General features: G+C 55.8%; 16 protein-coding genes. 7 read left to right on the forward strand and 9 right to left on the reverse strand.

Translation table 11 applies throughout. From position 1 onward, the window contains the following. The 6 genes from V7080_RS11705 to V7080_RS11730 all read right to left on the reverse strand — a co-directional run. Positions 1-1220, reverse strand: a 1220-nt coding sequence (locus V7080_RS11705; RefSeq protein ID WP_334188573.1) for a hypothetical protein, incomplete at its 3' end; no start/stop codon positions are given. A 5-nt stretch (positions 1221-1225) separates the two neighbouring features. Next, complete coding sequence (locus V7080_RS11710; RefSeq protein WP_334188574.1) at positions 1226-1624, reverse strand: hypothetical protein; 399 nt, start codon at positions 1622-1624, stop codon at positions 1226-1228. 373 nt (positions 1625-1997) lie between these two features. Then, positions 1998-2900, reverse strand: coding sequence for a phytanoyl-CoA dioxygenase family protein (locus tag V7080_RS11715; protein WP_334188575.1), 903 nt, complete (start codon positions 2898-2900; stop codon positions 1998-2000). A gap of 342 nt (positions 2901-3242) precedes the next feature. Then, entirely contained in the window at positions 3243-5111 is a 1869-nt protein-coding gene (locus tag V7080_RS11720) for an asparagine synthetase B family protein (protein ID WP_334188576.1), read from the reverse strand. 62 nt (positions 5112-5173) lie between these two features. Then, positions 5174-6409, reverse strand: coding sequence for a pyridoxal-dependent decarboxylase, exosortase A system-associated (locus V7080_RS11725; RefSeq protein WP_334188577.1), 1236 nt, complete (start codon positions 6407-6409; stop codon positions 5174-5176). Beyond that, on the reverse strand, positions 6406-7992 hold the full coding sequence (locus V7080_RS11730) for an acyl-CoA ligase (AMP-forming), exosortase A system-associated (RefSeq protein ID WP_334188578.1): 1587 nt from the start codon (positions 7990-7992) through the stop codon (positions 6406-6408). The genes V7080_RS11725 and V7080_RS11730 overlap by 4 nt, the downstream gene beginning before the upstream one ends. Positions 7993-8436: 444 nt before the next feature. On the opposite strand from V7080_RS11730, the gene V7080_RS11735 reads away from it, so the two are divergent. The 7 genes from V7080_RS11735 to V7080_RS11765 all read left to right on the forward strand — a co-directional run bounded on the left by V7080_RS11735 (position 8437) and on the right by V7080_RS11765 (position 14649). Then, complete coding sequence (locus V7080_RS11735) at positions 8437-9636, forward strand: aminotransferase class I/II-fold pyridoxal phosphate-dependent enzyme (protein ID WP_334188579.1); 1200 nt, start codon at positions 8437-8439, stop codon at positions 9634-9636. Continuing rightward, positions 9633-10661 carry a GNAT family N-acetyltransferase gene (locus tag V7080_RS11740; RefSeq protein ID WP_334188580.1) on the forward strand — a complete coding sequence of 343 codons (1029 nt, stop codon included), beginning with the start codon at positions 9633-9635 and terminating at the stop codon, positions 10659-10661. Before V7080_RS11735 ends, V7080_RS11740 begins: the two co-directional genes overlap by 4 nt. A 97-nt stretch (positions 10662-10758) precedes the next feature. Then, positions 10759-11010, forward strand: coding sequence for an acyl carrier protein (locus V7080_RS11745; protein ID WP_334188581.1), 252 nt, complete (start codon positions 10759-10761; stop codon positions 11008-11010). Further along, a complete protein-coding gene (locus tag V7080_RS11750) occupies positions 11007-11858 on the forward strand; it encodes a hydrolase 2, exosortase A system-associated (protein ID WP_334188582.1) in 852 nt (283 codons plus the stop codon). Before V7080_RS11745 ends, V7080_RS11750 begins: the two co-directional genes overlap by 4 nt. Further along, complete coding sequence (locus tag V7080_RS11755; RefSeq protein ID WP_334188583.1) at positions 11855-12727, forward strand: hydrolase 1, exosortase A system-associated; 873 nt, start codon at positions 11855-11857, stop codon at positions 12725-12727. The genes V7080_RS11750 and V7080_RS11755 overlap by 4 nt, the downstream gene beginning before the upstream one ends. Further along, positions 12721-13974 (forward strand): glycosyltransferase, encoded by a 1254-nt coding sequence (locus tag V7080_RS11760; protein ID WP_334188584.1) that lies wholly within the window; start codon positions 12721-12723, stop codon positions 13972-13974. The genes V7080_RS11755 and V7080_RS11760 overlap by 7 nt, the downstream gene beginning before the upstream one ends. 42 nt (positions 13975-14016) lie before the next feature. Then, on the forward strand, positions 14017-14649 hold the full coding sequence (locus tag V7080_RS11765) for a tetratricopeptide repeat protein (RefSeq protein WP_334188585.1): 633 nt from the start codon (positions 14017-14019) through the stop codon (positions 14647-14649). 80 nt (positions 14650-14729) lie between these two features. Here the strand turns inward: V7080_RS11765 and V7080_RS11770 are convergent, their stop codons facing one another. From V7080_RS11770 to V7080_RS11780, 3 genes are all read right to left on the reverse strand, one after another. Continuing rightward, positions 14730-16250, reverse strand: coding sequence for a chondroitinase-B domain-containing protein (locus V7080_RS11770; protein ID WP_334188586.1), 1521 nt, complete (start codon positions 16248-16250; stop codon positions 14730-14732). 324 nt (positions 16251-16574) lie between these two features. Next, complete coding sequence (locus V7080_RS11775) at positions 16575-17606, reverse strand: SDR family oxidoreductase (protein WP_334188587.1); 1032 nt, start codon at positions 17604-17606, stop codon at positions 16575-16577. Positions 17607-17634: 28 nt separating this feature from the next. Further along, positions 17635-18680 (reverse strand): nucleotide sugar dehydrogenase (locus V7080_RS11780; protein ID WP_334188588.1); only part of this gene is annotated, 1046 nt, incomplete at its 5' end.

Genomic DNA, 18680 nt, shown 5'->3' on the forward strand with positions numbered 1-18680 from the left:
AACTGCACCTGCTCCATGAAATAAAAACGCCCGGTCAGCAGGTAGGCCATGAAACCGACCGACGGATGGTGGGACGACGCCCAGGTTTGCGGTGGGGTCCCTGTCGTAGCGGGTGTGTAGGAATTTGTTGACGATGCGCCCGTGCCGGTAATTCCGCTGTTTCCCCCGATAACCAGATTGGGGTAGCTGGAGAACCGGATCGGCCGCTGAGTTTGCGTATCCCGGTAATGGATGCCATACCGCCCGGCGCTGTATCCGTTGACGATCACGCCCGCATATGCCCGGTCATCGTCGCTCGCGAGATACAGCACGTCCCATTCGGGCAACATGCCGATTGAGCCGTGATAGCCTGTCGTTCCCATCGCCGGGGAATAATTGCTCAGCTGCAGAGGCACATAGGTCTGTGACAGGCTGCTCCACACCGATGCGCCGGACGGCACGGAAGCGCGATATGCAGGCACTAGGCGTGTCGCTTGCAAATGCTCTTTATCATGCCGCGGGGTGATTTGCGGATCGGCGACGTTCCAGTAAGAATGCCGTGCGCCGGACACCAGTACGGTACGGCAGTGGTTTGGCAGATCAAACGCGGAATTGAAGCGCTCCGCCCCGTTCATCATGAAACGATAGGTCGCGTTCTTGCTCGTCGGCCCGGCAACATTCAAGTACCCGTTCTCCACCCACGGTAGAACCTCTACCTCTCCACCTTTGTACAGCCGCACTTCAAGCCAGGCAACCAGATGCGCGTCGGCGCCGATCGGTTTGCGATAGATCCACGAACTCATGACCGGCCCGCCGACCCATTCGACAAACGGCGCATCCCAGTCGGAACCGCTCCATGCAGCAGCGCCGAATATGCCGGCATCGACAGATGCGGTGATGCCGCTTGCTTTTAAATTTGCGGTCGAGAGATTTGGCACGGAAAGCGGTGTGCCGACCTGGAGCGGAACCGTAAAGGACTTTGCCGCTTCCAACGTGATGCGCCCTGAGACCACGGCAAATTTCAGTGAACCGTCCGGCCACCTGTTCTTCTCGACAACCTGCAATTCCGGAATACCGCCCGCCAGGGATACGCCGGCAGGCACCTCCCCTTTTTTAAACGCATGCCCGAGCGTGAACGGCAACGCTGTACCGCCCACGGCCGAGGTGAGTTTGAAAGCGGCCGTCAGAACCGGACGCGGCTCTATGCGGACAACGAAGGGCTGGGATGATACTTGGGCCATTCGCCTTATCCTTCCGTTGCAGTCAACACGTGGCCGCCGGTACTGCCGACTCCGCCGATGCCGTCATAGATAAAGCTCTTGGTCGCGGCGTCATAGGTCACGCCCGCAGGCAGCGGATTTGCATTTTTCGCGATGCTGAGCGCGTCGTTCTCTTCATCGGTGACGAAGGCCGCAACCGAAAAACTGGCCGCTATTCCCTGCGTGAAGGTGATCGTTGGAATGACGCTCCAGACTGGAGGACGATTGGATGACGGCGTTTCTCCCGGCGGTGTGTTCGGCGACTGGCCTGGGGGGGCTGGCGCATTGTCGCCGGCCAGTGTTGCCCCACCTGCACCGCCGCAACCGCTTGCAAGCAGTGCCGCGGCCGTGACTGTCACGTTGCGCAGGAATGTACGACGGGTCAACGGATTTTCCGGTTGCGAAACCGGAACGCGGGATGCTGGATCCGATTCAATCATAGTGCCGTCAGTATTGAGGAAGTTATTCATTGTTATTTCATTCATTGTCACGTAACACGGAGATTCAACTGCACGCCTGTGCGGTCGAAGTACAGTCTTAGCAGAGCGGCAAACGCCGGTTGCGGCGCTGAAATCGCGTCGATGCCCGATCAAACGGCGGCATCGCGTCTTGGCCAAACTGCAAGCTGTGAGTATTGCCTACCAAAAATAGTTCCCCAAGGAAGCTTTTTAGTTTCAAATCGGTTCGTCCGGGATGACCGGGTAGTGGCGTCAGATCGTGTTATGGCGGTGAGGACCGGCTGTCTGCGACGTTCATCCTTCATTTGCAGAAAAGTCGGTTGATATAGGGATCGAGTTTCAGCCGGCCTTTATAGGATTGAGGCTCATACCGATACGCATAGGCAGGAAGTATCGAATATTGTATTTGCAGCATCAGGCGTGCATCACGCACCGGCACCTGGCCTTTATGGATGCCGGAGGTGTCGACCGCGAACCCGAAACCCGCCTTGCCTGTCGCGATCATCGTTCGTTCACTGCCGTACTTTTCCTGTATGTCCGCATCCTTGTAGTGTTGCAGGCGAGCCGACAACCTGGCGGTATGGGTTCCCTTGACAAACATATGGGGCCCCGCCTGATCATCCACGTCGGTCAGATACACGAGTATTTTCATGTAGCGCCAATCGTCCGAGTCACGGTGAAACGCCTGTACATCGGTGCCCGTTGCCATGCTCGGAAACGACCAGCGCAATCCGAGTGCCGAGATCGTCGGCTTGCAGCCGATATAACTGGAAGCGATTCGCAGCAATGACGGACTATTTGCCAACGCAAGGATATGCGGCGAATCGATGATGTCCTTCATTGCATAGTCCGCAATGCGTACTCCGTCCGGAACCTGGTCGATCGTGAAGGGCGTGATGTTGCTGCGGCGAGCGGCGAGCAGTTTGGGTCGCAGAAAAGCATGTATATCTGCCACCTGCTCCGGACTGAACAGCGAAGGAAACGGCGCATAGCCATCGCGGGTCAGGGTTTGAAGCGTTTGGCTTTCCTGTGAAGTCAGCGCCATGTCGGCGCCGGATGAACCTTGCCGGAGACGGACGCCGGCCTGCAAGGATGACACGATGGCGCGGCGCAGCGGCGGCGATGTGACGAGACGCTGGCCGTAATACAGGAGACTCTGCACCGGTGCGAAGCCCGGTCCGGGCGTAAGTTGTGCGAATTCCATAGATGCTCCTTTGGGGGAAGACAACGACGGCCATCATCACATCGTCAGCAGTGGCAATCGCCCTGATGGCATGGTACGGACGCCGTCATTCCGGGATAAGACAGCCAACATCCGGATCGAGGGCATTATAAAACAGCAATTGACGAAATTATAATAATTCGCTTTTCAGTGGCTGCTCGCCGCGTCGCATGCGCCAAATGACTGCCCGTGTAGCGGGCGCGAAGAGACTGTCACAAGATATGGCGCGAAGCAGGTCCCACGCAGAGCCGCATGCCTTGCATTGAATTGAAGTGCGCATGGCGTCGGGTATACGCCGCCATACCATCGGGAATCAACCGGCGATCATGCCGCCAATGCCTGGGATCGCTCCGCCTGGCAGCGCTTGAACCATTGCTCCATCATCATGAGCACCCACACCATGGTGCCGTGATAGCCCGCATGCTGATTCAGATGCTCTCCCAATAAGCTATCGATGAATTCCGCACGGACGATACGGCGTGTCTTCAGATCGCTCAAGCTGTCCGCTGCAAGATCGTGCAGAGGTTTGTGCTTCTGCAGCCAGACACCGAACGGCAGCCCGAATCCATGCTTTTCTTTCGTGATGATCTCGTCCGGAAGAATGCCGCGCATCGCTTCCTTGAAGAAGTAACGCAGCTTCGTCCCCTTCAGTTTCATGTCAGGGGCGAGACGGGCCGAGAATGCAACCATGTCGTCGCTGAGGAACGGAAACGCCGCTTCCATTCCCGCCAGCTCGCAAGCCTTGACCACCTTGGGAAGATCGTTGTCAGCCAGGGTAAATTTAAAATCAAGCGCCAGCATCTGATTGATGAGACTCCTGGCCTGGCTTTCGCCATAGGTTGTGCTCAGGAGGTGCAAAGGCTGTGCGGGATCGCCCTGGGCAAGGAAATCTCCCGAAAACACTTTATCTGCGCCATAGCGACCAAGCAGGTTGTACGTTTCCATGCGAGCCGGCATCGGAATCGATGCTTGTTCGATGTAGCTGCGGGCCTTGCGGACCAGCTTCAGTTTTTCGCCTGCCGGCATGCCGAACACCGCCGGCTCAAGCAGCGCCTTGCGCAACATGGACGGTACACGATCGTACAGCGCAAAGATATGCTGTTTCGCATAGCGTTCATTGCCGCCGAACAGTTCATCGCCGCCGTCGCCGCCGAGAATGCGGGTGAACCCGTCCGCGCGGGCCATACGCGCGCAGTAGTAAGCAGGCACGGCGGAAGCGTTGCCGAACGGCTGGTCGAATATCGCGGCGATCTGCGGAATCGCAGCCACCACGTCATCCGGGGTCACATAGTATTCGTGGTGTCGGGTCGAAAAATGACGAGACGCAATCCGCGCGTATTCCATCTCGTCATACCCGTCCGCTTCGAAACCGATGGAATAGGTTTGCGCCGGCTGTCCGCTCACCTGCCCGAGAATTCCGGCGATGGTCGAACTATCGGTGCCGCCACTGAGAAAGGCCGCCACCGGCTGATTGCCTGTTGCATCCTGAACGCTGGAACGCAACACCTGGATAAACTCCTCCTTGAGTTCCACGAACGAGCGGGAGTCCTGCTCCCGGAACTGCATGGTCCAATACCGGCGTTTTTGCACATCGCCGTTTTTGAAGATGAGGCACTCGCCCGGCAATAAGCGCTGCTGGTCTTTGTAGACCGTGCCCGGCCCCGGAATCATATGGAAATACACGTAGTTGAACAGCCCCTGAGGGTCGATCTCCGCTTTCGTTCGAGGATGCTGGTTGATTGCATCCGCCGAGGAACCAAAAACGAGGCAGTTATCCACGATCTGATAAATCAATGGATGTATTCCCATGCGATCGATGGCGAGAAGCGCCTGGCCGTTCGCTTCATCAATGATGCACAATGAAAAAGCACCTGTCAGGCAAGCGCAGGCTTGCTCCGCCCTGTCACGCCAGACCGCCGCGAGTGTCCTGGCAATGCCCTCGGCATGCGCGCGCTGCGACATGACCGGATCCTTGAACCCGACCTGTCCCCACACTGCAACAAGCAGCCCTTCTCCCTGGTACAAGTGGCTGCCGGCGCCGCCGGAAGCAATCGCGACTGCGCTTTTGCTGCCGACCGCGGTCTGCACGTGTGCACTGTCGAAACGGGCAAGCGGTGCCGCCATGGTATCGATCAGGCGCCGGTTTTCGTCCTGGGTTGCGCCATGCGCTATCCATCCGCACAGTCCGCTCATAGAAGGCTCTTTCGCATTTCGGTCATGGGTAGATTCTTTTTATCAAGGCGCTTCATCGATGCTTACACCAATACTTCGATTGCGGTCGGGTGGCTCAGGAATGCGGTCGGGCTTGCGGTTAATCCGTACGCACCGGATTGAAACACCACGACGAGGTCTCCGACCTCCGCTTTGGCAAGCTCCATCTGGTCCGCAAGCAGATCCAGCGGCGTGCACAGCGGACCAACTACCGACGCAGTCTCGCGCTCCATCGCGTCCATCTTATTGCCAATGGCAACCGGATAATTTTTCCGAATGACCTGTCCAAAGTTGCCCGACGCAGCAAGGTGGTGGTGCAACCCGCCATCGGCGACCAGAAACACCTGCCCTCTCGATACCTTGCGGTCAACCACGCGGCAAACATACACACCCGCCTCGGCAACAAAATAGCGTCCAAGCTCGATCACGATTTGCGCTTCGGGAAGTCGCTGCTTTACCTCGGGAAGCAATCGCTTCAAATTCTCGCCGACAGCGGCAAGATCAAGAGGCTCCTCGCCCGGAAAATATGGCACCCCGAACCCGCCGCCGATGTTCAGTATCCGCAGCGGTGCCGGCGCAAAGGCGGCCAGCCGAATGGCAAGTTCAAAGGTCTTCTCATGCGCATTCTGGATTGCGGCGGCCTTCAGGTTCTGCGAGCCGCAGAAGATATGAAACCCATGAAAATCCAGATCCAATGCGCCCAACCGGTCGAGCATTGCCGGTACACGTTCCGCATCCACGCCGAATTGTTTCGGGCCGCCGCTCATCTTCATTCCGGATGACTTCAGCTCGAAATCCGGGTTGACGCGCACGGCCACCTTTGGCGTGATACCGGACGCCTCGCCTAAACGCGCCAGCCGTTCCATCTCCTCTTCGGATTCCAGGTTCACCACGATTCCAGCCGCGAGCGCAGAAGATAATTCGGCATCGCTCTTGCCGGGACCGGCGAAGCTGATGCACTCCGGACGCATCGTCGTATCCAGTGCAACTTTCAGCTCCCGGCCGGATGCAACATCAATACCATCCACCAATCCGGCCATATGCTGCACGACCGCCGGCATCGGGTTGGCTTTCATTGCATAGTGCAGGTGTATTTCCTCCGGCAGGTGTCGCCGCAGCAGGGCGACGCGCTCGGTCAGGGCCTGGCGTTCATATGCATAGAATGGCGTCGTGCCGACTCGCTGCGCCAGCCGCTCAAGCGAAATGCCGCCGATGTAAAGACATCCATTGACCACGCCGAAGTGCGGCAGAGGTGCGTGTTTAGGGCGCTGTGCACTCATTTGACCGATTCCGTAAAAATCGCTTCGAACCTTGCCGCAAGCAACTTACGGTCTATTTTCCCGTTCGGGTTCCTCGGCAAGCTGCCTTCCCAGGGGATGACGCGCTGGGGAAGCATGTATGCCGGCAAATGCGGCTTGCAGCTTGCAAGAAGCGCGGCGGCGTCGACTTCTGTGGTGCCGCGTGCACTTGCCACGACGACAATCGCCTGCCCGAGCGCGGGATGCGCCACGCCGATCGCGGCCGCCTCCGATACGAGCTGGGTTGCGTAGACGACCTCCTCGACTTCGGTGGGGCTGACCCGATAGCCGGACGTCTTGATCATCTCGTCGTTGCGGCTGATGAAGTAAAGGAATCCCTCTGCATCGGCGCGCACAATGTCGCCGGACCACACCGCCATTTCGGGAATCGGCAATCCATGCTGGGCGGAGCGAAGCGGCTTGAACCGCTGCGATGTTTTTTCAGTGTCGTTCCAGTACCCGAGTGACACCAGTGCGCCGCGATGTACTAGTTCCCCCGCTTCGCCGGGCTCACATTCGGAGCCGTCCGGCCGGAGCACCAGAATCTCGGCATTCGGAATCGCCTTGCCTATGGAATCCGGACGTCGATCCACCTCGGACGGCGGGAGAAAAGTGGATCGGAAAGCTTCGGTCAATCCGTACATCAGGTAGGGCTTGACCTTCGGGAGAGAGGCACGAAGGGCATCGAGGGTGACGCGCTGCATCGCCCCGCCGGAGTTGGTGATATAGCGTAGCGAACAATCCTCCGGCCATTTGAGCTGCGCAAGTTGCAGCCACAACGGCGGCACACCCGCGAGTCCGGTTATCCGTTCCGCTTCGACTGCCTTGACTATGTCACGGGGAAGCAGATGATTGATCAGGACCGCGGTCGCGCCGGCATGAAACGCTGTAGTGAGCTGGCTCAGTCCATAATCAAAACTCAGCGGCAGTACCGCGAGGATGCGATCATCCGGCGTATTTTCCAGGTAGCTCGCAACACTTTTTGCTCCTGCCACCATATTCCGGTGCGAGAGCACGACACCTTTCGGCTTGCCGGTGCTCCCGGAGGTGTACAGGATCGCCGCCATGTCAGTGTCGATGACACGATGTCTGCTCTTCTCAACCGCGTGTCGCAACACATCTGCCCATCGAACCACGCTGACGCCCTTGATGGCTGGCAGCTCGTCGGCCGCTCCAACAACCATTACGGTTCTTAAATCCGGGCATTGCGCAAGAACCGCCGCGAGTACCTTTAACCGGTCAAGGGACGTGACGAGAATCCGGACATTACAGTCCGCAAGGATATAACTGACCTGCTCCGGCTTGAGCAGCGAATTGACTGGTACGAACACACCGCCTGCAGCCGATGCACCAAACATCGAGGTAACGGTTTCGATCCGCTTTTCGAGGTAGACCGCGACACGCTCTCCCCGCGCTAGCCCGGACTCCAGGAAAGCCCCGGCCGCGGACTGGACTGCCAATGACAGCGCCGCGTAATCATGCCGATCGCCCTGATACGTCAACGCTTCACGGTCGGGCGTACGCGCGGCCGTGGTAAAAATGAATTCATGAACAAGATCAGTCATTTACGTAACGGGCCAAAGAAATGAATTCGTGAATCCGAGATGAGGATTGTGACCGGAAAATAATGCCAGAGCGCAAAATACCGTTAAAAATAGTTACAATCTGGAATAATATATGTTTTGCAACAGAAACAACATAAAAAGTAGCTGGATGGTAATTCGATTTGCGGCAGATCGGGTGTCCTGCATATGCCAAACGAAATTTGCCTGATTCCAACCAGTTGCTGAGCAGCGGCGAGCATTGCACTGATGTTGAATGTGCCCCAGCCATACGTTCCAGTCGGTGGCGGACGTCGAGATTCACCGAACTTTTGAAACGAGCGATCCGAAAATGCGTTCTTACCGTTCCTGCACACGTCCTACGCGATTGGTCTGCGTTACAACGCTTCCGAGAGGATGCGTTCTCGGGCAGTACATTTTCTTCTTACCGCCCGGGAATTGCTGAACATGCTTGCCTTCCCAAACGCCCTGATCCCAACGCATCCCGTCTTATCGGCAGCATCGTTTTTCGATCGTCGTCACGATGAGGGCGTCGGATCGGTGCTGGATGCAGGCCAAGCGCAGCTGGTGACGAGCGGACGCGTTGCGATCGCGCTGGCCTTACAACAAATGAATGTTCGGAAAGGCGACAAGGTTCTCGTTCCCGCCTTTCACTGCAACTCGATGATCGAGCCCGTGGTTTGGCTGGGAGGAGAACCCACCTTCTACCGTATCAATCCGGATACATCCGTCAATCTAGACGACATTCGTTCCAAGGTAGACAGCCAAACCAAGGTGCTGATGGCCACGAATTATTTCGGCTTCCCCCAGGCCCTGTCTGAACTCAGGGCCTTTTGCGATGAACATAAGATTTTTCTTCTGGAAGACTGCGCGCATTCCTTTTTGGGCGAATACCGCGGCAAACCCCTTGGATCGTATGGCGATTATGCGATCGCCAGCACAATGAAGTTCTTTCCCATTTACGAAGGCGGTTGCCTGGTCTCATCGCGCCATGCGATCGCGCACCTGCCGCTGAGATCCGCCGGAATCGCCTTTGAAATGAAAGCGGCATTCAATACGCTGGAAAAAGGTTTCGCCTACGGCCGCATGACGTTGTTGAAAGCGGCCCTTTCGCTTCCGATGTGGCTGAAAGATGCCGTGTGGGGGTCCATTAAAAAGAAAAGATTGCCCGGGAACGGCTCACTCGCACCAGGCGCTTCCGACGGCGGATTTGCATTCGAACCAGCTTGGGTCGATAAACGCACGTCGTTTCTGTCCCACTATCTGATCAGGACCGTTTCGAGAAAACGAATGGCGACGAAGAGAAGGCAGCACTACCTTACGTTACATAAAGCCTTGTCCGACCTTCCAGGGTGCCGCCCATTGTTTGCTGAACTGCCGGATGGCGTAGTCCCCTGGGTCTTTCCACTGTATGTGAATGACCTCGCAACCGTCTTCCCGGCGCTGAAGAATGCCGGCGTGCCGATTATCCGTTTCGGCGAATATCTTTGGCCGGGCGTCGACGAGAAGGTTTGCGCTGCCAGCGTCGAACTGTCTAGTCGCGTGATGCAGTTTCCATGTCACCAGGACCTGCGCACCGACGAACTCGAGTGGATGATTGGAAAAATAACAACCGTGCTGCACGCCAACAGGAACAGCTCGCAATGAACTGGAAGATTTACCCGGCGGGTGAATTCGAGACGCATCAGCACCACTGGCGATCGATCAATGATCAGGGACTGAAATCGCCGCTTCTCGATGTCGATTTCGTTCTTCCCCTGCTGCGGGAGTTCGCTACAGGCAGTGAAGTTCTGGCTTGCTACGAGGATGACGGCCGTATCCAGGCGATGGGAATCTTTGTGCAGAACCGGCGGGGAGCATGGGAGACGTTTCAACCATCCCAGGCTCCAATCGGGCTATGGACATGCCTGCCAAGCCAGGGTTTCGGACGGCTACTCCCCGAATTAATAAAGCGGCTTCCCGGCTTTTCTATGATGGTCGGCATACTGCAGCAGGACCCCGCCTTGATTCCACGTCCCGAAAATCATGCCGCAGTGTCGACTCTCGACTACATTTCCACGGCAAGAATTGCGCTTGAGGGAAGCTTTGATGAATACTGGAACGCCCGCGGCAAGAACTTGCGGCAAAACATGAAGAAGCAACGCAACAAATTGGAGAAAGAAGGCATCACCCTGCATCTCGACGTTTGCACGGCACCGGAAGACGTAGCGGACGCGCTGGGCGAATACGGCAGGCTGGAAAGCGCCGGCTGGAAGGCCAAGCTCGGCACCGCTATTCATCCGGAAAATGCACAGGGCAGATTCTACAGAAGCATGCTGGAATCCTTTTGCAGCCGAGGCGCCGGGCGAATCTATCGGTACCGATATAACGACAAGGTGGTCGCAATGGATTTGTGCATTGAGAATGGAAACCACATCGTCATTCTGAAAACGACCTATGACGAGGCCATCAACGATGGCACGTCGCCGGCGTTCCTTTTGCGACAGGAACAAACGAAGGCATTGTTCGATGAGGGCCGCCTGAAGGGCATTGAGTTCTACGGGAAGGTCATGGATTGGCATCTCAAATGGACTGATGACGTACGCCATCTCTATCATGTCAACGCCTACCGCTTTTCGTTCTTATCGCGGGTGCATGGAGCGATGAAAAAAACCGCGGCCTCGACCGGCTGACTCTGGCCTTGGAATCACCCGCCATGCATCGGATAACCGAAGCAACCCAGCATACCGAATCTTCCGCTCTAACCGGCACTCATGACAGGACCCAATAATGCAGTACTTTGAAGAAGTAAAGACCATTCTGGCTGACGTATTGGCACTTGGCGACCGCAAAAATTCGCTGCGCGAGGAATCTGCTCTTATGGGCGGCATTCCTGAATTTGATTCCATGGCCGTCATCAATGTTCTAACATCCCTCGAGGAGCACTTTGGCATCACTGTCGATGACGACGAGATCAGTGCTGCCACCTTCGAGACCGTAGGCAGCCTCGTCCGCTTTGTCGAACAAAAATTGACCGCATGAGTGATTCCGGCCGTCACGTCTGCGCTGAACCATTTTTCCTGAAAACCGGCGTGGGCGAACGTTTTTGCCTGTTCCATAGCCCTCCTCCCGGGGCTGCATGTCTTGGCGCGTTTGTCTACATCCATCCCTTTGCGGAGGAAATGAACAAGTCCAGGCGTATGGCGGCGCTGCAGGCAAAGCGCTTTGCACATGACGGCATTGCGGTCCTGCAGATCGACCTCTACGGTTGCGGAGACAGTGAAGGGGATTTTGCCGACGCACGCTGGGACATCTGGCTGAAGGATGTGGACATTGCAGTCGATTGGCTGGCGAACCGTTGTTCAGTTGCCCCTGGTCTTTGGGGACTGCGCCTGGGTGGACTCCTCTCGCTTGACTATGCGGTCCGGTCGGACCGCAATCTCGGCGGCGTATTGTTGTGGCAGCCAGTCCTCAATGGCGAATCCTTTATGACCCAGTTTCTCCGGACACGCGTCGCGACTGCGATGTTGTCGGGAGAACAGGGAAAGTCCGGCGGCACGCAAGAGATGCGGTCCCGGATGAGGAGCGGCGAAAGCCTGGAAGTCGCCGGTTACGAGCTCGCTCCGGCGCTGCTGGACAGCATAGACAAGCTGAATTCGGCCGACCTTATCCTTGCCGACCGAACGGTTCATTGGCTGGAAGTTGTGGCGGAAGACGGCCGGCCAATGCCGCCGGCAGCCACCAAGGTCGCCAGCATCTGGACACGGCATGGCGTCAACCTGCACTGCGCCACGGTGCCCGGGCCTGCATTCTGGTTGACACAGGAAATCACCGATTGCCCGGCATTGCTGGCAGCGACAAGCAATGTGTTTCGTGAGGTTGTGGCGTGAATTATATCGAACGCGCCGTCCGATTCGAATGCGAGGGCAAATGCCTGTACGGTATTCTCAGCGTTCCGGTCCAAGCCGCATCCCGCGGTGTACTGATCGTCGTCGGAGGCCCACAGTATCGCGCAGGCAGTCATCGTCAATTTACCCTGCTGGCAAGGCAGCTTGCGTCACAGGGCGTACCCGTAATGCGCTTCGATTATCGCGGCATGGGTGATAGCGACGGGGAAATCCGGACATTTGAATCGATTGATGCAGACATGCGTCAGGCAGTTGATCGTTTTTTCAACGAAGTCCCGGCGCTCGACGAACTGGTAATCTGGGGCCTGTGCGACGCGGCATCGGCCTCTATCTTCTATGCGCATACCGATGCGCGAGTTACAGGCCTGGTGTTGCTCAATCCATGGGTACGCACCGATGAAGGAATGGCAAAAGCCTATTTAAAGCACTATTACCTTACCCGACTGCTCAATCGCGACATGTGGCTCAAGATCGTCCGGGGACAATTCGGCTATCGCGAAGCCGCATCATCATTAATCGGCATGATCCGAAAAAGCGTGGTCCCTCAAGGAAGCAACAACGTCCAACCCTCGGGAGCAAGCAGGGAGTTTTCCGGCGTCGATCCGCTTCCCGAGAGGATGCGGGCAGGTTTGGCGCTTTTTCGCGGGAAGGTGCTCATCATCCTGAGCGGCAACGATCTCACGGCAAAGGAATTTGAAGATGTCGTGAATGCATCTCGCAAATGGCAAAAGCTACTTCGCGGCTCGAACTATCAACGACGGGATCTACCGGAAGCGAACCATACCTTTGCGCAGCGTGACTGGCGGGATCAAGTAGCGTCGTGGACCAGGGATTGGATTGCATCATGGTAAAACGCGTGCTCATGATTGCGTTTCACTACCCGCCCTTGCGAGGGAGCAGCGGCCTTCAACGAACGCTGAAATTCTCCCGCTACATCAAGTCCCATGACTGGGAGCCGATGGTGCTGACCGCCCATCCGCGGGCCTATGCCAGCACGAGCAATGACCAAATGGCCGAAATTCCGGACGGAGTCCATGTCAGCCGGGCCTTCGCAATGGACACGGCGCGACATCTGTCATTCAAGGGTCGTTACCTGGGTTTGCTGGCCCTCCCTGATCGCTGGGTTTCCTGGTGGCTTGGCGCGGTTCCGTCAGCGCTGAAAATGGTGCGTGCGCGCCGGCCAGATGTGATCTGGTCGACCTATCCGATCGCCACCGCCCATCTCATCGCCTTGAGCGTTCACCGACTGACCGGTCTACCCTGGATAGCAGACATGCGCGATCCAATGACGGATGAAGGATATCCGGCCAACCCGCTTACGAGACGGGCGTATCAATGGATAGAAAAGAAGACGCTGCAGCATTGTACGAAAGCCGTTTGCACCACCCCGGGTACCATCGCGATGTATCAGCGCCGCTTTCCGGAGATTCCGGCGTCCCGCTTCGCGCTGATCGAAAACGGCTACGACGAAGAAAATTTTCAGAACGCGCAGGCAATCACGAATACGTCGCCAGACAGCAAGGGGCCATTCTCCCTCGTTCACAGCGGGGTTATTTATCCCTCAGAGAGGGATCCCACACAGTTTTTCCAGGCAATTGACATACTGCGCCGCGAGGGCAAGCTATCCGCAGAAACATTTCGTGTGGTGCTGCGCGCCACAGGGCACGACGAGTATCTCGGCAGGCTCATTGCGCAGTACGAAATCGGCGACATAGTGAAACTCGAGCCTCCGGTGCCATATAAGGAAGCGTTGGCAGAAATGCTGATGGCCGATGGCCTCCTTATACTGCAGGCATCGAATTGCAATCATCAGATCCCGGCAAAACTGTACGAGTACTTACGCGCCCGCCGCCCTATACTCGCTTTGACCGATCCGGTCGGCGACACCGCCCATACACTTCGCACTGCGGGAATCAGGGCCATCGCGCCACTCGACGCCAGGGACGCCATCATGCAATGTCTGCTGGATTTTATTGGTTCGGCAAAAGACAACTCCGCATCCATTCCTTCGCTGGAGAGCGCCATGGCACATTCGCGTGAAGCGAGGAGCAGAGAACTTGCAGCAATACTGGACGCTGTCATTGCCGGTAAATCGTAAGCAGCAGGACATATCCGACGCACGTTTTAACAGGACTCGTTGATGAAAGACTTGATTAGAATCGGTGTATTGCTGTTGTCGATGGCGTCTACTGCTGCCTATGGTGCAAGCTATTGCGGTGAACTCACGAACGCATACGGTCCGTTTGATTACAGGAAAGCTGAGTTCGCGCCCAATCTGCGTCTCGTTGAAATGGCGCACTTCACTCCCGACGTTGAAAAACTCATCAAGGGCAATGCCGGAACACTTGGAGGCGACCTCGACTATACGTTGAGGGCGTTTCCCAATCATCCCCGGGCACTTGCCAGCATGGCGCGATATGCGCTTCGAAGCAAGACGATCCGGGTTCCGGGACTCAAGTACTCGTTTGAATGCTATTTCGATCGTGCTATCAGATTCCGCCCGGATGATTCGGCAGTCCGCATGATTTACGGCGTCTACCTGTCCAAACGCGGGCGAACCGATGACGCATTGATACAGCTGCTCGAAGCAGTCAATCTACAACCGGACAATGGCGCAATCAACTACAACCTGGGCTTGGTGTATCTTGAAAAGAAGGATTATGAAAATGCACGCCTCTATGCCGAGAAGGCTGCTTCGCTAGATTTTCCACTGCAAGGATTAAAAACCAAACTTGCCGAAGCCGGGAAATGGGAAGATCAGGATAAAAAGTAACCCACCCACCGTCCCGTTTTTTTGCTTCAAGCTTGCATTCGCCCTGATACGGGTATAAGCCTGGTCCCGAACAAGGCTGCTCAAGGCAGGTGCCGCTTCTCGGAATGATCTAAACCTGCAAGTTCCGGATCGCGAGACAAATTTGCTGCATCACGCTGGCCGCTTTTCATCAGGCAGTCAGAAAAGCGTTCGAATGCGCCATATGCTGGCGCGTTCGGTCGCTTGCTGCCGCACAGATCGAGTGGCGAATATGGCAGAACGCCGCGTCGAGGTGGTTGATCGCGCCATGCGAACGTCCCGTCCCCGTGATAAACGTCGCGGACTGAATTCAGCCCGAAGTATGTGTTGAGCGGTGCGTCGTCCAGATTGTCGATGTCGCGCAATATCCCGTCATCCCGGCTACGAATGCTGCTGTCGACGACATTGCCCTCCACATCCGCGCCGCTTTCAGGAAATCGTACTGTTATGCCTGCAGTGTTGACTACGGTGTTGTGACGTACCTTGCTGCCTGCACTTCGATTCAGGTAAATGCCTTCGTCGGAACAAGAAGCGATAAGGTTAGCTTCGATCACTCCCCCCTCCTGCTCTGTAATGCATCGCTGGTCTCTGCAAAAACGCGCGCCCGTGCCGCCCCCGCCCAGGGAAAGTCCCACTCGATGGCCGTCCGCGCCTTTCAATCGATTTTCACAGATGACGATATTTTGCTCGAAGCGGTTTCCGGTGCCGCCGCCTTTGGCGAATGCTCCAAAGCTAACCTTGTTTCCACTTGTTTTTATAAAATCACTGATGAAGTTGCGACGCACCACCCAATCGCTGGCCGCAACCAGGTCGACTGGGGTCACTGCGCTGGCAGTATGCCGGATAGTGGTGTTCGTTAAGATGTTTCCATCGATGAGTCCATGATCCGGCATCAAGCCGATAGCACCGTTAATCTTGAAGTGGGCATTGAAATCAGTGATCGTGTTGTTGCGGGCAATGAAGTACGTTGCCCCTCCGACGACATGAAATGCGTGTTCGCAACCATTCGCGCCGGAACAGATACCTCTAATGATCAAATGTTCAAATGTCCAGTAAGGCGCCGAAACAAGGAAGCCTTCGGTCATGTCGTGCTCGATGACCACTGAACCAGGCTGCTCCGCCCGCAAGACAATTCGATTTTTTTCCGTACCCGGCTTCGCAACTGCCAAATGACTTCCATTGAAGCGATATGTCCCCGGCGCTAATGTGATCACATCGCCGGGTCTTGCGCTGGCAATTGCCCTGATGACATCAGCGGAAGTCTGTGCCGGCACGATATTCATTGTGTCTGAACGCGCTGGTTGAACAGAGTCGCTGGCAGCCTTCGCGCCAATCGAAATGGGAGGAATAAACGGCATTGAAGCGCTACGATCGAAGGACTTGAGTCCACCGGCGATCCAATTCCCTGCCCACGTGATCACCGGATTGTGATTTGCCACTCGCTTTTCTATGTAAAGCGCCTGGTTGCGAGGAGGCAGATCGAATTTGATAAGGAGACAGGCGGCGATCGACAAAACGCCCGCGAGCACACAAATCATTAGAAACAGGACGCGGGTACGCAGGCTAAGATGATTAAATCGCATGAGAACCGGTATTGGATATCACTGCACTTGGAAATGGCATGTCATCTGAAGATGGCAGTGTGGACTTGAGCAGCACGTTTAGAATTGCGAAAGACAGGAGACGTCGAATGCACGCCCAATGCGCTATTCGGCTTACTCTTCCCTCTCGGCCTTGCAACCAGGCCCTTAGCTATCCTTACCAATCACAAAGCTTCTTTAGCCGGGTATGTGCGTCACGAGATCGGGAACAGAAAGACATTCCGATACCAGCGGACTCGACACCGTAAAATTTTTGACGCGTGGCACTCGGCCACCGCTTCATGGCGGTCGACTCAAATCTCCAATTCACCGAGAAAGATTCTCTACATACCAGTTCATGGCCTGTTGCAATCCAGCGTCTATACGGTATGTCGGATTAAATCCAAGTAGTTCACGAGCCTTGGTAATATCGGCCTGCGAATGACGCACATCACCGGCGCGAAAGTCTCGATACAGCGGCTTGTGGTCATGCAAGTAAGGAAACCGCTGACTTAACAATTGACGCATTGCGTGATACAGCTCGTTGAGCGTCGTGCGATCGCCGACGGCAACATTGTAGACTTGGTTGATTGCGTCGGGATTGGATGTCAGAGCGGCCAGTAGATTGGCTTGAATGACATTATCGATAAAGCAGAAATCACGACTGGTTTCTCCGTCGCCATTGATGGCGACCTCCCTGTTTTCTATTAATGCGGCCACCCATTGCGGTATCACCGCTGCGTATGCTCCACGAGGGTCCTGTCGCGGTCCAAAAACGTTGAAATACCGGAGCCCGATCGATTCGAATCCATAACTGCGTGCAAACACGTCTGCATACAATTCGTTAACCAGTTTTGTCACCGCGTATGGAGACAGTGGCTTGCCAATCTGATCTTCAACTTTAGGAAGCTTCGGATGGTCACCGTAGGTGGAACTGGACGCGGCGAAAACAAAACGCTTTACCTTGGCGTTTCTGGCAGCCACCAACATGTTCAGAAAACCGGTCACGTTGCTGGAGTTTGTGAGGATTGGATCCTCGATCGAGCGCGATACCGATCCGAGTGCCGCTTCGTGCAAGACAAAATCAACGCCATCGCAGGCGCTGCGGCAGTCATCCAGCGAAACGATATCGCCTTTAATGAAGCGGAAGTTGCTCCAAAGGTCAGGGCCGACCAGCTTTTCGATCTGATCAAAGTTATGCAAATGCCCTGTCGACAGGTTGTCGAGACCGACCACCTGCTGACCCGCCCTCAACAACGCCTCGACAAGATTGGAACCAATAAAACCTGCGGCGCCAGTAACCAGCCAGCGATATTGGTGATGGTGCAGGTGATTCTGCACTTCCTGATACGCACTCATTTCCGCACCGCCGGTCGCCCAAGGATAATCAAAGTCGCCAGACTGTCAGCCCTGCTTCACGCAATGCGACATGGTCAAACTGGGATTTGACATCAATAAAGCAACCCTTCTTCACTACTTTCGCGAGGAAATCGGACAAGGGCCGCGCAAGCAATTCACGATGAGACACCGCAGCGATGATCGCGTCCGCGCGAGGCAGGCTTTCCCAGGATTCAAGCGTTACGCCGTATTCATGCTGAGCTTCTTTTGAATCTGCGACGGGATCATATACGTGTACTGTTACACCGTAAGACTGCAGTTCGTTGATAACATCTGCCACCTTGGAATTGCGCAAATCCGGGCAGTTTTCCTTGAACGTCAAACCAAGGATATTTACTCTCGCACCGCTGACATTGACGCCGGCACGAATCATCTCCTTGACTGTCTTTTCGGCGACGAACTTTGCCATGCCATCGTTGATTCGACGGCCAGCGAGGATGACCTGCGGGTGATAGCCGATCATTTCGGCTTTGTGCGTTAGATAATAGGGATCGACACCGATACAATGCCCGCCGACCAGCCCGGGTCGGAACGGCAGGAAATTCCACTTTGTTCCGGCCGCCTGCAGAACTTCGAGCGTATCAATGCCGATCTTGTCGAAGATGATCGCAAGTTCGTTCATCAACGCAATGTTCAGGTCGCGCTGGGTGTTCTCGATCACCTTCGCTGCTTCCGCCACTTTGATGCTGGATGCGCGGTGTACTCCGGCAGTGATGATCGATTCGTACAAACCAGCGATTCGATCAAGCGTATTCGCATCGTCGCCAGAGACGACTTTCAATATCGATGTAAGCGTATGTTCCTTGTCGCCTGGATTTATCCGTTCCGGGGAAAAGCCGACATGGAAATCCGTTTTCCATTTCAAGCCGGAATGCTTCTCGAGAAGGGGTACACAAATCTCTTCAGTCGCACCCGGATAAACAGTAGATTCGAAAACTACGACAGCGCCGCGTTTCATGTGCTTGCCGACGGTTTCGCTCGCACCTGCCAAAGCGGAAAAGTCAGGTTGATGCGCAAGGTCGACCGGTGTGGGAA

It is taken from the genome of Noviherbaspirillum sp. (assembly GCF_036846085.1).
GTDB lineage: Bacteria > Pseudomonadota > Gammaproteobacteria > Burkholderiales > Burkholderiaceae_D > Noviherbaspirillum.

Bases quoted from the DNA above. Each gene is read 5' to 3' on its own strand.
- V7080_RS11715 (WP_334188575.1), bottom strand. From the start codon at position 2,900: ATGGAATTCGCACAACTTACGCCCGGACCGGGCTTCGCACCGGTGCAG.
- V7080_RS11720 (WP_334188576.1), bottom strand. From the start codon at position 5,111: ATGAGCGGACTGTGCGGATGGATAGCGCATGGCGCAACCCAGGACGAA.
- V7080_RS11725 (WP_334188577.1), bottom strand. From the start codon at position 6,409: ATGAGTGCACAGCGCCCTAAACACGCACCTCTGCCGCACTTCGGCGTG.
- V7080_RS11730 (WP_334188578.1), bottom strand. From the start codon at position 7,992: ATGACTGATCTTGTTCATGAATTCATTTTTACCACGGCCGCGCGTACG.
- V7080_RS11735 (WP_334188579.1), top strand. From the start codon at position 8,437: ATGCTTGCCTTCCCAAACGCCCTGATCCCAACGCATCCCGTCTTATCG.
- V7080_RS11740 (WP_334188580.1), top strand. From the start codon at position 9,633: ATGAACTGGAAGATTTACCCGGCGGGTGAATTCGAGACGCATCAGCAC.
- V7080_RS11745 (WP_334188581.1), top strand. From the start codon at position 10,759: ATGCAGTACTTTGAAGAAGTAAAGACCATTCTGGCTGACGTATTGGCA.
- V7080_RS11750 (WP_334188582.1), top strand. From the start codon at position 11,007: ATGAGTGATTCCGGCCGTCACGTCTGCGCTGAACCATTTTTCCTGAAA.
- V7080_RS11760 (WP_334188584.1), top strand. From the start codon at position 12,721: ATGGTAAAACGCGTGCTCATGATTGCGTTTCACTACCCGCCCTTGCGA.
- V7080_RS11765 (WP_334188585.1), top strand. From the start codon at position 14,017: ATGAAAGACTTGATTAGAATCGGTGTATTGCTGTTGTCGATGGCGTCT.
- V7080_RS11770 (WP_334188586.1), bottom strand. From the start codon at position 16,250: ATGCGATTTAATCATCTTAGCCTGCGTACCCGCGTCCTGTTTCTAATG.
- V7080_RS11775 (WP_334188587.1), bottom strand. From the start codon at position 17,606: ATGAGTGCGTATCAGGAAGTGCAGAATCACCTGCACCATCACCAATAT.